Source organism: Cerasibacillus sp. JNUCC 74, from assembly GCF_053667775.1.
This window is the reverse complement of record NZ_CM132207.1, coordinates 3,755,422-3,770,942: the sequence shown is the minus strand read 5'-3', so window position 1 is coordinate 3,770,942 and position 15,521 is coordinate 3,755,422. Positions and strand designations below refer to the sequence as shown.

At 38.5% G+C, this 15,521-nt stretch carries 10 protein-coding genes; 6 read left to right on the top strand and 4 right to left on the bottom strand.

Annotated elements, in window-relative coordinates:
- Window positions 1-233: 233 nt before the first annotated feature.
- Entirely contained in the window at window positions 234-2,288 is a 2,055-nt protein-coding gene (locus JNUCC74_RS16755; RefSeq protein ID WP_454066177.1) for a transglycosylase domain-containing protein, read from the bottom strand.
- Between the two features lie 290 nt (window positions 2,289-2,578).
- Complete coding sequence (locus JNUCC74_RS16750) at window positions 2,579-3,511, bottom strand: L-lactate dehydrogenase (RefSeq protein WP_454066176.1); 933 nt, start codon at window positions 3,509-3,511, stop codon at window positions 2,579-2,581.
- A 417-nt stretch (window positions 3,512-3,928) separates the two neighbouring features.
- Here JNUCC74_RS16750 and JNUCC74_RS16745 point away from each other — a divergent pair, with 417 nt between their 5' ends.
- Both JNUCC74_RS16745 and argS read left to right on the top strand, forming a co-directional pair.
- Window positions 3,929-4,372, top strand: coding sequence for a DUF1934 domain-containing protein (locus JNUCC74_RS16745; RefSeq protein ID WP_454066175.1), 444 nt, complete (start codon window positions 3,929-3,931; stop codon window positions 4,370-4,372).
- On the top strand, window positions 4,369-6,033 hold the full coding sequence (argS, locus tag JNUCC74_RS16740) for an arginine--tRNA ligase (RefSeq protein ID WP_454066174.1): 1,665 nt from the start codon (window positions 4,369-4,371) through the stop codon (window positions 6,031-6,033). The genes JNUCC74_RS16745 and argS overlap by 4 nt, the downstream gene beginning before the upstream one ends.
- A 400-nt stretch (window positions 6,034-6,433) precedes the next feature.
- Here argS and pflA read toward each other — a convergent pair whose 3' ends face one another.
- A complete protein-coding gene (gene pflA, locus JNUCC74_RS16735; RefSeq protein ID WP_454066173.1) occupies window positions 6,434-7,165 on the bottom strand; it encodes a pyruvate formate-lyase-activating protein in 732 nt (243 codons plus the stop codon).
- Window positions 7,166-7,266: 101 nt separating this feature from the next.
- Window positions 7,267-9,516 (bottom strand): formate C-acetyltransferase, encoded by a 2,250-nt coding sequence (gene pflB, locus JNUCC74_RS16730; RefSeq protein WP_077318544.1) that lies wholly within the window; start codon window positions 9,514-9,516, stop codon window positions 7,267-7,269.
- A 368-nt stretch (window positions 9,517-9,884) separates the two neighbouring features.
- Between pflB and JNUCC74_RS16725 the strand changes: the two genes are divergently transcribed.
- The 4 genes from JNUCC74_RS16725 (at window position 9,885) to JNUCC74_RS16710 (ending at window position 15,508) form a co-directional block, all read left to right on the top strand.
- A complete protein-coding gene (locus JNUCC74_RS16725; RefSeq protein ID WP_454066172.1) occupies window positions 9,885-11,984 on the top strand; it encodes a heterodisulfide reductase-related iron-sulfur binding cluster in 2,100 nt (699 codons plus the stop codon).
- Window positions 11,985-12,286: 302 nt separating this feature from the next.
- Complete coding sequence (locus tag JNUCC74_RS16720) at window positions 12,287-13,471, top strand: acetyl-CoA C-acetyltransferase (protein ID WP_454066171.1); 1,185 nt, start codon at window positions 12,287-12,289, stop codon at window positions 13,469-13,471.
- Window positions 13,472-13,495: 24 nt separating this feature from the next.
- The gene (locus tag JNUCC74_RS16715; RefSeq protein WP_454066170.1) at window positions 13,496-14,365 is read left to right on the top strand and encodes a 3-hydroxybutyryl-CoA dehydrogenase; all 870 of its coding nucleotides are present in this window, start codon (window positions 13,496-13,498) and stop codon (window positions 14,363-14,365) included.
- Between the two features lie 12 nt (window positions 14,366-14,377).
- Window positions 14,378-15,508 carry an acyl-CoA dehydrogenase gene (locus JNUCC74_RS16710; RefSeq protein WP_454066169.1) on the top strand — a complete coding sequence of 377 codons (1,131 nt, stop codon included), beginning with the start codon at window positions 14,378-14,380 and terminating at the stop codon, window positions 15,506-15,508.
- The last annotated feature ends 13 nt before the right edge of the window (window positions 15,509-15,521 follow it).

Below are 15,521 nucleotides of genomic sequence, written 5' to 3'. Positions count from 1 at the left end.
AGACTAGCTGGATTCAGCCTCTTTTTCCTAATAAGGGGTTGAGAAGTTGTTAAAAAAGTCCGGTAATAAGGACGCTTTGAATTTCTTCGTACGTTAGAAGGGGTAAAATCTTAGTATTGAAGTTCATTCGACGTAGTTAAAATTATTAAGTTCCTTGTATATGGGTAACTAGGTCAGCGACGCATCGCGGTTTTTTAAGAACACCTGAGACCTTAGCCGACTGTTGACCCTTTTTATCCTTTTTTATGGAAAAGGTCAAAAACTTTCTCCAAGATGCTTTTGTCTTTAGGCTTTGGATCGGTTTTATTTGGTGAATCTTCCGGAAAGTGAAGGGAACAATATTCTTTCGGTTCACTTCCTTTTTCAAAAAACATAACCCTGCTTAATGAACAATATGGAGTGGCACGTTGTCCAGTAGCAGGGTCAACGGGAACACCAATAACTCCTGAAGGGATAGGCAAACTGCTCTTTGGCAAATCTTGATGAGCAGCATCCATAAAATTAGCCCATATATCTTTGGCATAACTTGTTTCTTCTACCTGCTCTATTTTTCTGTTATCGTCATAACCTACCCAAATACCAGTAACAATAGACGAGCTAAATCCAATCATCCAACTATCGGAATCTGTCGACCCTGATTTTCCTGCATATGTGCGGTCGAGTTGGTCAATAATGGAAGAGCCTGTCACTTGCATATAGCCGTCAAGAGCATGGTCAAACATTCCTGTTAGCAAATGGGCTAGGATGTATGTCTTCTTTTTATCAAGAATTTGCTCTTGGGGGTAGTTCGGACGTTCATAGATTGTCTCACCTTCTCGATTAACAATTTTTTTGACCGCATACGGATCTACTTGTTTCCCCCCATTTGCAATCATTCCATAACCGCGAACGATTTCTTTCATTGATACAACTTCTGTTCCAAGTGCTAAAGATGGAATCGGACTAAGCTTACTAGAAAAGCCAAATTGTTTAGCTGTATCAACGACATTTTCTGGACCCACATACATATTGGTCTTCACGGCATAAATATTATCTGAAAGAGCCAAGGCCTGGGCAAGTGAAATAGGTTTATTTGCATAATACCCATTAAAATTACCTGGTTGATATACTTTACCTCCGGACAGTTCAAATGTAGTTGGTTTGCTCATTAACATCGTTGTTGCATTATATCCATGTTCCAATGCTGTATAATAGACAAATGGTTTAAAGGCAGATCCAGGCATTCGTTTTGCACGGATTGCCCGATTAAAGGTACTTTCATCATAGTTACGACCACCAATCATAGCGATGATTTCTCCGGTTTGTGGGTCGATAGCGAGCCCACTTGCTTGGATCTCACTGGAATTAGCAATCGTAGTTCCTAGCTCTTTTTCAAGTTTTAACTGGTGATCTTTATTTAATGTAGTGTGAATCCGATATCCTCCCGATCGAACTTCATCAGCATTCAGATTTAATACTTTACTTGCTTCCTGAATGGCGAAATCCTGAAAGTAAGCGCCTGGGTTCGTTTGCTTTTGCTCTTTCGTTTGTCGATATGTTAATCGTTGTTGTTTAGCTTGTTTATACTCAGCTGAACTAATTTTATTTTGTGATAACATTGTTTTTAGAATATGGTGTTGTCGTTGGTTTGCCTTTGTATCATTATTGAATGGAGAGTAGTAGGTTGGGCCTTTAGGAATACCTGCAAGCATAGTAGATTCTGCCAAGGAAAGATCATGGGCTGATTTATTAAAAAATACTTCACTAGCAGCTTCAATCCCATATGCTCCATGACCGTAGTAAATCGTATTTAAATAGCCTTCTAGTATCTCTGATTTCGAATAGAACATTTCCAAACGAATGGTAAAGAAAGCCTCTTTTATTTTTCGCAACCATGTTTTTTCGTGGGTTAAGTATAAGTTTCGTGCGTATTGTTGTGTTAATGTACTTGCACCTTCTTTAAGCGAGAAAGACTTTATATTTTCAATAACTGCACCAAAAATACGCTTTAAGTCAAAACCATGATGATCGTAAAAATGCTGATCTTCAATGGCAAGCGTTGCCTGTACAGCGTCATTTGCAATATCATCAAGCTTTACCCATTCTTCGTTATTTAGTTCACTTGTTTTGCCAATCACTTCCCCATTACTACTGTATAGAACCGTTTTTTGGTTAAGTGATAATGGTGGGGGGCCAAGCAGAAAGCTAATGAAGTAGATGCCAGCAATAAACGCTATGCCTATTGCAAATAAGATACCTGATCCGAGCAGGATAAATCTGTGTTTATGTTTTCTTCTATGTTTGCTCATAACCTTTTCCCTCTTTAAAAGTATACAACTAATACCATTATGGGAAAACAAACGAGCAAATAAACGTACAAATTATTCCTTTATTCAACAAAATAGTGTTCCCAACCGTTATGGTTTGGTTAAGGATGAGGTTTGGGGGATTAAATGTTAAATTATTTTATTTTTTACTTTGAAAAGATAAAGTTGATTCCTTGCGTTACAAAATCTCTAGATTTACGAAGAAGTACAACCGGTAGAAAGCTTGACCAATCTTGTCATTTAAGTTTCAATACGTTTATTCACCAGGTAAATTAAGGGAAAACACGTGCTTGAACTGCTTTTAATGTTTCAACTGATTTAGCGAATTTTTTCTTTTCATCTTGATCTAATGAAAAATCTGCGACGCGCTTAACACCGGTTCGATCGATAATAGAGGGAACACCAATAAATACATCCTTGTAACCATGTTCTCCTTCTAATAAAGTTCCTATTGGTAATACAACTTGTTCATTATTTAAGATCGCCTTCGTGATTCGTGCTAATGCTATCCCAATGCCGTAATACGTAGCTCCTTTTAAACCAATAATTTCATAAGCTGCATTGCGAACCTTGGCTGCGATTTCGGTTTTTTGTTCTTCGGATAGTTTTTCTGCAATGAGTGATCCTGAAATGTTAGCTGTACTCCAAATAGGGAGTTGGGAATCACCATGTTCTCCGATAATGTAACCATGAACACTTGTAGGGGCAGTTGCAAATGTTTGGCTTAATAAGTAGCGGAATCGAGCTGAATCTAATATCGTACCGGTACCAATAATTCGTTCTTTTGGCAAATTGGAAAATTTCCATGTCGCGTAGGACAAAATATCAACAGGATTGGTTGCAACAATAAAAATTCCGTTAAAACCAGTATCCATAATAGATGCGACCATGGACTTGAAAATTTTTACATTTTTATTAACTAGGTCTAGCCTTGTTTCACCTGGTTTTTGTGCCGCTCCGGCACAGATAACAACTAATGCAGCATCGGTACAATCTTCATAAGTTCCATGCTTAATTTTTATTGCACTAGGAGCGTAGACAACTCCATGACTCAAGTCCATTACTTCTCCTTCCGTTTTCTTCGTATTAATATCTACTAACACAAGTTCATTGCTTAAACCTTGATTTATTAGTGCATAAGCATAACTTGATCCAACTGCACCTGTACCAACAAGAACAATTTTATTTCCTGGTGTAATATTCATTAAGAAGACCTCCATCATGTTTAATTGAAGTATTTGCTTTCCAATATAATAAAGTAATTCATCATCCGTTTTTTCTAAAAAAAAATAACTTTATTACTATATTACCTCTATGAGAAAAAAGAAATCCGATTTTTAATAAATAATTATTTTTTGCGCTTCGTAAAGAAGGTAATGTTTAATGTGGTTACCATTTTCCATTGTTTGTATAAGTTTATTTGAAACGAATGCTGAGCATTACCCAAAGACAGTCGATTAGAAATTCGCTTAAGAAAAATAAAACGCGTTTTAGTGACGGAGATCCTTGTATAGTACAGCTTGATAAATACGTTTAGATATAATAGAATACACAAGTATACGTCATTATATACAAGGTTAACTCCATCCGTTATCTGTATAAAAATGGAGGGAATATTTACGATGAGTAAGCGGCAAACACCAGTAATAATCGAGCTTTGTACAACTATTGAAGAAAATGGTGAAAAGGAATATCATAAAGTAGAACAGCGTGGCACTTTTTATCGAAAAGGTCATATAGATGTTCTTACATATGTAGAAGCAGGAGAAGGAATGCCTACCGTAAGCAACTTACTCACTATCCAGCCAAATAAGGTCAATTTGAAGCGATCTGGAAATGTAAAGATGAACCAGCAATTTCTTTTAAATAAGAAGACAGAAAATATAGTGAAGCATCCTTATGGCAGTTTATATATGGAAACTTTTACGACAAAGATTGTCTACGAGCCTATTCAGCCTGCAAAGGTTGGGAACCTCTATATCGCTTACGAAATAAAGCTAAATGATCAACATACAAGGCGGCAGAATATCAATTTAATCATAAAAAAGGAGGACAATAAGGCATGAATGTCTTAACAGAGACAGAAGAAGCGTTAAAGCAGCAAATTAAGGAAGCTGTATTAAAGGCAGAGCTTGCAAGTGCAGAAGAAATACCCTCAATTGTTTTAGAAAAGCCTAAGGAAAAAAATCATGGTGACTTTGCGACCGCAATTGCCATGCAATTAGCTCGGATAGCGAAAAAATCACCTCGGTCGATTGCTGATGAGATCGTGAACCATTTGAACCAAACAGAAGCTTCGATTGAAAAAGTAGAGATTGCCGGGCCAGGGTTTATTAACTTTTTCATAAAAGAGGACTTTCTCGGCTCTATTATCCCTGTAATTATAAAGGAAGGGGATGCATATGGAAAGTCAACGGCAGGTCAAAACAAACGCATACAAGTAGAGTTTGTATCCGTAAATCCAACGGGGGATCTTCACCTAGGTCATGCCCGTGGAGCGGCGTTTGGAGATGTGATTTGTAACGTGTTGGCTGCAGCAGGTTATCAAGTAGAACGAGAATATTACATTAATGATGCAGGCAATCAAATCGATAATTTGGCACTTTCTGTGGAAGCACGTTATTTACAAGCGCTTGGTCAAGATGCATCTATGCCTGAAGATGGATATTACGGTGAAGATATTATTCAGATTGGTAAAAAGTTAAGTGAAGAGTATGATGATAAGTGGGTACATAGCGAACGAGAAGAGCGTCTTGCCTTTTTTAGAGAGTACGGATTAAACTATGAATTAGGAAAAATTAAAGAAGATCTGGAAAGCTTTCGGGTGACCTTTGATTCATGGTTTTCGGAGAGTTCCTTATATAAAGAAGGAAAAATTACCGAAGCGCTTCAGGTTTTAGATAAATATACGTATGAGAAGGATGGAGCTACTTGGTTTCGTTCAACTGAATTTGGTGATGATAAGGATCGCGTTTTAGTTAAACAGGATGGAAGCTATACGTATTTAACCCCGGATATCGCGTATCATAAAAACAAGCTGGATCGCGGCTTTGATCAAATTATTAATGTTTGGGGAGCAGATCATCATGGATATATTCCTCGTATGCGTGCAGCTATTCAAGCATTAGGGTATCCGGTTGACAAGTTCAGTGTCAAGATTATTCAAATGGTTAATCTGTATGAGAATGGTGAAAAGCTAAGGATGAGTAAACGAACAGGTAAGGCTGTTGCACTGCGTGAATTAATGGAGGAAGTTGGCGTAGATGCTGTCCGTTATTATTTTGTTATGCGTTCAAACGACTCACAACTTGATTTTGACATGGATTTGGCACGCTCTGAATCGAATGATAATCCGGTATTTTATGTACAATATGCTCATGCGCGAATTTGTACGATGTTAAAACAAGCAGAAGCAAAGGGATTCACGATTGAGGATTCAGCAGATGTATCATTATTAACGAGAGAGAAAGAAACAGACTTGTTAAAGCAACTAGCTAAGTTTCCGCAAGTCATCGCTGATGCTGCGGAAAAACAAACCCCACATAAAATAACACAGTACGTCTTTGATCTAGCGAGTTTACTGCATAGCTTTTATAATGCGGAGAAGGTATTGGATATAGAGAATCAGGAGCTAACAAAAGCGCGTATTCTTTTAATGAAGGCGGTCAAAATCACGCTTGCTAATGCTTTAAGAGTACTTGGTGTTACTGCACCAGAAAAAATGTAGAATGATGGTTTCACCATTACAAAAAAGAGAGCTTACTATCTTCAAGCTCTCTTCTTTAATTGACTCCTTATTATGGGCTGCTATCTATCTTCTTTGGAAGGCTGAGATGAGAGGCGATGATGGCAACGGTTTATCCTGGAATATATGCTGTCGTAAAATCCTTGCTCCAAGAGTTGAAGATAAAACAAAGCAGTCAAAGTGGGGACAGTGGCACCTAAATTCCCGATTTGTTCGGATCACAGAACAAGGAAAAGCTACATAGCGACGCATCGCACGCAGAAAAAGCGTCTTTCTTTTTCAAGGACAAGGAAACTCCGACAGCGATACATCACGATTTTTCAAGATGCCCAAGATTTCAGCCTTTTTTTATCAGTAACAACCCGCTGGATGAAGTTTCACTTTATTTTGACGTAATGGATAGTATTTCTTCAGCTCGCTCTACTTCTTCTTTGGAAGGCGGATTGACGTTAGCAAGTGGGTAGTCTAGATTTAACTGTTCCCATTTGTAGACGCCCATCGTATGGTACGGCAGAATTTCTACTTTTTTTACATTGCCAAGTTTAGTAATAAATTCATTTAATTTGGCAAGCTCTTCTGGATCGTCCGTTCTGCCGGGCACAAGTACACGGCGAATCCAAACAGGGACGTCTTTTTCAGCTAATAATTCAGCGAATTTTAAAATGTGTTCATTAGGCAGACCAGTAAGTTGTTTGTGTAATTGCGAATCTAAATGTTTTAAATCTAATAATACGAGATCGGTAACTTTTAGTAATTCATCAACTTTCCTTAAAAAAGTAGGGCTTTCACGGAAACATCCAGCAGATGTATCGATAGCGGTGTGGACACCTAGCTTTTTACATTCTTTAAACAGTTCAAGCAGAAAGTCAATTTGTAATAAAGGCTCTCCACCACTTACGGTTATGCCTCCGCTCTCCTTTATATATGGAAGGTAATCCTGTAAGTCATTTATGATGTCTTCTACACTTCTTTCCGTGCCTCCTTTTACATCCCATGTATCGGGATTGTGGCAAAATTGGCAACGAAGTAGACATCCTTGTAAAAAAATTACATAACGTAGTCCAGGTCCATCCACAGTACCGCAGGTTTCAATGGAGTGAATTCTTCCGATCATTGGTAAAGCCCCCTATCTTAGTGGAAGGGCAGTTTAATTGCCCTTCCAAGCAAAATGATATTTAAAATTTACAGGTTATCGTTTCTACACCCATGACTTGATTACAAACCTTCATGGAATGTACGGTTTATAACGTCAAGCTGTTGTTCTCTTGTTAATTTTACAAAGTTTACAGCATAACCACTAACACGAATGGTTAATTGTGGATATTGTTCAGGGTGCTCCATCGCATCCTTAAGTGTTTCACGGTCAAATACGTTAATATTTAGGTGATGTCCTTCTTTTTTAGCATAGCCATCAAGGATGGATACTAAGTTTTTAGAACGATCATCTACTGTTTTTCCAAGTGCTTTTGGAACAAAGCTCGTTGTGTTAGAGATACCGTCTAAAGAATTTTCATAAGGTATTTTAGCTACGCTGTTTAGAGATGCAAGTGCTCCAGATTTGTCGCGACCATGTAATGGGTTTGCGCCCGGTGCAAATGGTTCTCCAGCACGACGTCCGTCTGGGGTATTACCTGTTTTCTTACCGTAAACGACGTTTGAAGTAATCGTCAAAATGGATAATGTTGGAATAGCATTTCGATACGTTTCATGTTGACGGAATTTATTCATAAATCTGTTTACGATATCCACAGCTAGGCTATCGACTGCATCATCGTTGTTTCCGTATTTTGGATAGTCACCTTCAATACGGAAGTCTACAGCTAGTCCATCTTCATCACGAATGACATGTACTTTAGCATGTTTAATTGCACTTAGACTGTCAGCTACAACACTTAATCCGGCAATTCCGCCTGCCATCGTACGTTTGACATCTTTATCATGTAATGCCATTTCAATTCGTTCATACGCATATTTATCATGCATATAATGAATAACATTTAACGTATTCATATATAATTTTGCTAACCAATCTAAAACAAGATCATAACGTTCCATAACTTCATCGAAATCTAAGACATCAGAAGTAATTGGACGAAGCGCTGGGGATACTTGTGCTTTTGATTTTTCATCAACTCCACCGTTGATTGCATATAACAATGCTTTAGCTAGGTTAGCACGAGCTCCAAAGAATTGCATTTGCTTACCAATTTCCATGGCACTTACACAACATGCAATACCATAATCATCACCGTAGTGTTTTCTCATGATATCATCATTTTCGTACTGGATGGAGCTTGTATCAATAGACATTTTCGCACAATATTTCTTGAAGTTTTCTGGTAATTTGGTAGACCATAGAATGGTTAGGTTTGGCTCAGGAGCAGGTCCTAAGTTTGTTAAAGTATGCAAGAAACGGAAAGAGTTTTTGGTAACCAGTGGTTCACCGCTTATGCTTACTCCGCCGATTGATTCTGTTACCCAAGTTGGATCTCCGCTGAATAATTCGTTATATTCAGGGGTACGGGCAAATTTTACTAATCGTAATTTCATAATAAAATGATCAATCAACTCTTGTGCTTCTTGCTCGGTTAAGGTGCCTTCTTTTAGATCACGTTCCATATAAATATCCAAGAATGTGGATACACGACCTAGACTCATTGCTGCACCATTTTGTTCTTTAATCGCAGCTAAATAAGCAAAATATAGCCATTGGATAGCTTCTTGCGCATTTGTAGCTGGTTTAGAAATGTCAAATCCATAAGATGCTGCCATGTCTTTTAATTCATGTAATGCTCTAATTTGTTCTGCATGTTCTTCACGCTGTCTAATAATATCTTCTGACATGATACCATCATTTTCTAATTGCACAAGTTCTTCTTGTTTTTGCTTAATTAGAAAATCTACTCCATAAAGGGGAACTCTTCGATAGTCACCTATGATTCTTCCACGTCCATAAGCGTCAGGTAATCCAGTGATGATTCCGGCTTTTCTTGCTCTTCTCATCTCCGGAGTATAAGCATCAAACACACCTTGGTTATGGGTTTTTCTGTACTCTGTGAAAATATGCTCGGTTTCTTTATCTAATTCATAACCATATGCTTCGCAGGAGTTTTTTGCCATACGAATGCCACCAAATGGCATTAGCGCACGTTTAAATGGTTTATCTGTCTGTACACCAACAATTTTCTCTTTATCTTTATCTAAATAACCAGGACCATGTGAAGTAATCGTCGATGGAATTTTTGTGTCCATATCTAATACGCCGCCTGCTTTACGCTCTTTTGCCGTAAGCTCAGTAACTAGATCCCAAAGATCCAGCGTATTTTGTGTTGGCTCAGCTAAAAACTCCTCATCACCTTCGTAACAGGTGAAATTTCGTATAATAAAGTCTCTAACATCAACATTTTGTTCCCATTTCCCTGTTTGGAAGCTTCTCCATGGGGATGCTGTAGTTGTAGTAGTCATAAAACTACCTCCTTTGGTATTGAATAAATGAAGCTACTATTATTATAACGAAAAATCGACAATTGTGAAAGAGTTCACGTGTGATGTTTTTTTGACATTTACTTTCATTGAAGATTTAGTATAAGGCAATACGGAAGTTGTTTAAAAAAATTGCGTCCTACCTTAGATGGTGGCATTTCTTTCATTGTGATTTCATAAATAGTTAGTGAAAAACAGTTGACTGAATGATCATTCATATTTATAGTAGTATATATAAGATTTAAAAAGAAGTCATTTTTCTGAATAATGCAATCGCTATCAAGCGGGGATGGAGAAAGGATGAAAACAAAATAAGATGTATTACGACATGATAAGGGGGATCGGGCAAATTGGATACATTTCTACTTATTAATGCGATCGCTTTTACGGTGATTACAATTTATGGCGTATACCTGTTTGCTAGGGCAGTAGCAACACGTGTTGCCTATATTCGACTAGGGAGAAAGTCTGAATTTGATCGGGAGTTTAAAGAACGCTTTAAAAGAATAGGGAAAATTGTTTTTGGTCAGTCAAAATTATTAAAGGATAAAAAATCAGGAATCATTCATGTTATGATGTTTTATGGCTTTATTCTTGTCCAATTTGGAGCCATTGATATGTTTATTAAAGGGCTGTCTCCAGAAGCTCATTTACCATTCGGTCCACTTTATCCGGGCTTCGTATTTTTTCAAGAACTAGTAACATTAATGATTCTAGTGGCAGTGGTCTGGGCTTTCTATCGTCGTTATATCGAAAAGCTTGTTCGATTGAAGCGCGGATTTAAAGCAGGGTTAGTACTCTTATTTATTGGTACCTTAATGCTTTCTGTGTTATTCGGTAACGGAATGGTACAATTATGGCACGGTCATGAACCAACGTGGATGGAACCCGTTGCGAGTGTTATCGCCATGGCTTTTTCATGGCTTTCTCCTACAGGGGCAATGGTACTTTTCTATGTTGCGTGGTGGATTCATACGATCACTATTCTCGTTTTCCTAATTTATGTTCCACAGTCTAAGCACGCGCATTTGATTGCTGCACCGATCAATGTATTTCTAAGTAAACGAGTTCCAGGTAAATTACAGAAAATAAATTTTGATCTAGATGAGGAGGATGAAGAGGATATTTCCTTTGGCGTTGGCAAGGTAGAAGATTTTGAACAATATCAAATGATCGACTTCTATGCCTGTGTGGAATGTGGCAGATGCACAGATGTCTGTCCTGCATCTGGTACGGGGAAAATGCTTTCGCCAATGGATATTATGATCAAAATAAGAGATCATTTAACAGAAAAGGGGGCTGCAATTACTGGAAAGTCACCTTGGGTTCCTGCTTATGCATTTGCCAATACAACTGGTAACCAAGCAAGTGCTAAACAAGAAGCCGCAGCAACGGTACAAAGTGCCAGTTTAATCGGGGATGTAATTACAGAAGAAGAGCTGGCAGGTTGTACGACGTGCCGAAACTGTGAGGATGCATGTCCAGTAAATAATGAACATGTAGGTACGATTATTGATATGCGCCGTTATCTTGTTATGACAGAAGGGAAGATGGACCAAGATGTACAGCGGGCGGTAATGAATATTGAACGTCAAGGTAATCCATGGGGGCTATCGAAAAAAGATCGAATTAAATGGCGCGAACAGGATGAATCCATTTATATTCCAACTGTGAAGGAGTTAAAAAAGGAAGGAAAGGATTTTGAATACTTGTTCTGGGTCAGTTCCATGGGTGCTTACGATAACCGTAGTCAAAAGATAGCTCTCGCTTTTGCAAAATTGTTAAATCAAGCAGGTGTTAGCTTTGCCATCTTGGGGAATAAAGAGGCAAATTCGGGCGATACAGCTCGTCGTATAGGAAATGAGTTTTTATTTCAGGAAATTGCCGAGAAAAATATAAAAGAATTCACGAAGAATGATGTGAAAAAAATTGTCACGATTGATCCACATGCATATAACATTTTTAAAAATGAATACCCAGATTTTGGTTTTGAAGTAGAGGTTTATCACCATACGCAATTGTTATATGATTTAGTAATGGGCGGTAAATTAAAACCAGAAAAGGCTATTAATCAACGACTTACCTATCATGACTCATGCTATTTAGGAAGGTATAATGGAGTTTATGATCCACCTCGAGAAATTCTTAAGGCGATTCCGGAATTGGAATTGGTAGAGATGGATCGTACTAGAGAAAATGGTATGTGTTGTGGCGCAGGTGGTGGTTTAATGTGGTCCGAGGAAACAACCGGAAATCGAATTAATGTAGCACGCACCGAGCAGGCGTTGAGAGTTCAGCCGAATATGATATCAAGTGCATGCCCATACTGCTTGACAATGATTAGTGATGGCACGAAAGCAAAAGAGGTTGAAGAAGATATAAGCACGATGGACGTAGCCGAGATATTAGCACTATCTGTATTTGCAGATAAGGAAGAAAAAAGCGCATAGTTTAATATAAAGTGAAACTTCATTTCTTGGAATGCCTTTCCCAAGAAATGTTAGCTGAACGAATCGGGCATTTAGATGCCGTTACCTACCACATAGACCCAACACAAGGTCTTGAAGTGGGAGTCTTACGGCATCTTACATGCGGGATAAACGATCAATCAGCAGTTTTTTGTAAACAGCCAAATTCGGTTAATCTACTAATAAAATGGAAATATGTACAAAAAGGGAAAAATCCTCCTTTTTGTACATATTTATCGTTATTTTTGAACGAGCGTTCAATCAAGAAAAGGAGTGGAAAATGTATGAAAGAATCTGTAATTGTAGCTGGTGCAAGAACACCATTTGGAAAATTTGGTGGGGCGTTGCAGCCATTTACAGCATCACAACTTGGAGGGAAGGCGATTGCCGAAGCTTTAAAGCGGGCAGACCTAGCAGGAGATGATGTAGATGAAGTAATTATTGGAAATGTGCTACAAGGTGGACAAGGACAAATCCCATCACGACAAGCTGCAAGAGAAGCTGGTATTCCATGGGATGTAAAAACAGAAACGATAAATAAAGTTTGCGCTTCTGGATTACGCAGTGTGACATTAGCTGATCAATTGATTCGTCTGGGCGAGGAAGAAATTATTGTAGCTGGTGGTATGGAGAGCATGAGTAATGCACCTTACTTTTTACCAGATGCACGTTGGGGAAATCGGATGGGTGATAAAAAAGTAGTCGATATGATGGTACATGATGGATTAACCTGTTCTTTCCAAGGAGTTCATATGGGGACATATGGAAATGCTACAGCAAATGAATATGAAATAAGTCGTGAAGAACAGGATAAATGGGCATATCGCAGCCATCAACGGGCGATTCAAGCAATAGAAGAAGGGAAGTTTGCTGAAGAAATTGTCCCTATTGAAGTATTACAACGAAAAGGAGCCCCGCTTATTATAGATCGAGACGAAGCACCAAGAAAAGATACAAGCATTGAAAAGCTGGCAGTGCTTAAACCGGTATTTAATAAGGACGGTACGATTACAGCAGGGAATGCACCAGGCATAAACGATGGAGCATGTGCGCTTGTGGTAATGTCGAGTAACAAAGCTAGTGAACTAGGAAAAACTCCACTCGCAACGATTAAAGGGCATGCAGAAATAGCTGTACCTGCTGAAGATTTTCCAAAGACTCCAGGACTAGTCATTAATAAATTACTTGAAAAAACAGGTCATGTTAAAGATGAAATAGATTTGTTTGAAATTAATGAAGCATTTGCCTCCGTATCGTTAGCAAGTGCTAAGATTGCAGGGATTGATCAAGAAAAAATTAATGTAAATGGTGGGGCAGTTGCATTAGGTCATCCGATTGGAGCTAGTGGAGCAAGAATATTACTAACTTTAGTCTATGAATTGAGGAGACGAGGCGGTGGACTTGGTATTGCTGCTATTTGCAGTGGGGGAGGCCAAGGTGACGCTATTTTAATCGAAGTACCAAAATAGAATATTTATTAGGGGATGGGCGAAATGAATATAGAGAAAGTTATGGTCATAGGCGCTGGGCAAATGGGGGCAGGTATTGCCCAGGTCTGTGCTCAAGCTGGTTTTCATGTTCGATTATATGATAATCAGGCAAAAGCATTAGAAAAGGGAATAAATACTATTGAGAAGCTGTTGCAACGTTCTGTTGATAAACAACGAATGACAGAGCAGGAGAAAAATGAAACATTTACAAGAATTCAGGCAGTAGATACATTATGGGAAGGAAGTAAAGCAGATTTAATAATTGAAGCTGTGATTGAAAATATGGATGTGAAAACAGATATCTTTCAGCAGCTGGATCATATTGCTCCGGCACATGCTATTTTAGCTTCGAATACATCATCCTTGCCAATTACGGAGATCGCGACAGCAACGGAACGTCCGGAACAAGTAATTGGCATGCATTTCATGAATCCTGTACCTGTGATGAAATTGGTAGAAATTATTCGTGGTTTACAGACGAGTGATAAAACCTATCAGGCTATTGACCAAATGGCAAAGGCTTTAGATAAAACACCCGTTGTAGTAAAAGATTTTCCGGGGTTTGTTTCTAATCGTATTTTGATGCCAATGATTAATGAAGCGATATATACGCTTTATGAAGGAATTGCAACGGCCGAGGATATTGATACTTCAATGAAATTAGGGATGAATCATCCGATGGGACCGCTAACTCTGGCTGATTTTATTGGCCTGGATACATGCCTTTATATTATGGAAGTATTGCATGAAGGGTTTGCGGACAGTAAATACCGCCCATGTCCATTACTCAGGCAATACGTAAAAGCAGGGTGGCTCGGTAAAAAATCAGGTCGAGGCTTTTATACGTATACGAAACTATATACGAATGCCTAAGGAGGAAAACGGATGCTACATGAAACAGAAGAACAGGCAATGTTGCGGAAAATGGTCAGAGATTTTGCGCAAACAGAAATAGCTCAGGCCATACCACGGATGGAGAAAGAAGACAGGTTTCCAAAAGAAATCATTAAAAAAATGGGAGACCTTGGTCTAATGGGCATCCCTATTCCTGAAGATTACGGTGGTGCAGAGCTGGGTTATACCTCCTATATTCAGACCATTCATGAAATATCAAAAGTAAGCGCTACAGTAGGAGTTGTTTTATCGGTACACACATCTGTCGGAACCAATCCTATTTTGTACTTTGGTACGGAACAGCAAAAAAATCATTACCTCCCAAAGCTTGCTAGTGGAGATTACCTTGGTGCTTTTGCTTTGACAGAGGCAAACGCCGGTTCTGATGCAGGAAGTATTAAAACAACCGCGGTAAAGGAAGGTAATGGTTATATATTAAATGGTTCTAAGCTATTTATTACAAATGGTGGCGAAGCAGATACGTATATAACCTTTGCTCGAACAGGTGAGGAAAAAGGCGATATAAGTGCGTTTATTATTGAAAAGGATACGCTAGGACTTACGATTGGAAAAAAAGAAAGAAAAATGGGGCTACATGGATCAAATACGGTTTCACTCATCTTTGAAAATTGTAAAGTTGATAAGAAACAGCTGTTAGGTGAGGAAGGGCAGGGCTTTAAAATTGCGTTACATAATCTAAATATCGGCAGAATTGGTATTGCGGCGCAGGCATTAGGTATTAGTGAAGCGGCTTTGGAATATGCGACAGAATATGCTAAAGGGCGAATCCAATTTGGCAAGTCAATTGCTAACCAGCAAGGAATTTCCTTTAAACTAGCAGATATGGCCACCCGTATAGAAGCGGCAAAGTTATTAGTCTATCAAGCCGCTGTTTTAGTAGAACAAGATGTTCCAGCTGGAAAAGAGGTATCCATGGCAAAGTTATTTTCATCAAGAACAGCTATGAAAAATGCCATAGAAGCTGTACAAATTTTTGGTGGCTATGGTTATACAAAAGATTACCCTGTTGAGCGATTATTTCGCGATGCTAAAGTTACAGAAATTTACGAAGGCTCCAATGAAATTCAACGAATTGTTATAGCGAAGCATCTATTAAAATAGCAAAATCTGTGAA

What these genes read in the sequence shown, in the direction of transcription:
- argS (WP_454066174.1), top strand. Translation starts at nt 4,369, where the DNA reads ATGAATGTCTTAACAGAGACAGAAGAAGCGTTAAAGCAGCAAATTAAG.
- JNUCC74_RS16720 (WP_454066171.1), top strand. Translation starts at nt 12,287, where the DNA reads ATGAAAGAATCTGTAATTGTAGCTGGTGCAAGAACACCATTTGGAAAA.
- JNUCC74_RS16745 (WP_454066175.1), top strand. Translation starts at nt 3,929, where the DNA reads ATGAGTAAGCGGCAAACACCAGTAATAATCGAGCTTTGTACAACTATT.
- JNUCC74_RS16715 (WP_454066170.1), top strand. Translation starts at nt 13,496, where the DNA reads ATGAATATAGAGAAAGTTATGGTCATAGGCGCTGGGCAAATGGGGGCA.
- pflA (WP_454066173.1), bottom strand. Translation starts at nt 7,165, where the DNA reads ATGATCGGAAGAATTCACTCCATTGAAACCTGCGGTACTGTGGATGGA.
- JNUCC74_RS16755 (WP_454066177.1), bottom strand. Translation starts at nt 2,288, where the DNA reads ATGAGCAAACATAGAAGAAAACATAAACACAGATTTATCCTGCTCGGA.
- JNUCC74_RS16750 (WP_454066176.1), bottom strand. Translation starts at nt 3,511, where the DNA reads ATGAATATTACACCAGGAAATAAAATTGTTCTTGTTGGTACAGGTGCA.
- pflB (WP_077318544.1), bottom strand. Translation starts at nt 9,516, where the DNA reads ATGACTACTACAACTACAGCATCCCCATGGAGAAGCTTCCAAACAGGG.
- JNUCC74_RS16710 (WP_454066169.1), top strand. Translation starts at nt 14,378, where the DNA reads ATGCTACATGAAACAGAAGAACAGGCAATGTTGCGGAAAATGGTCAGA.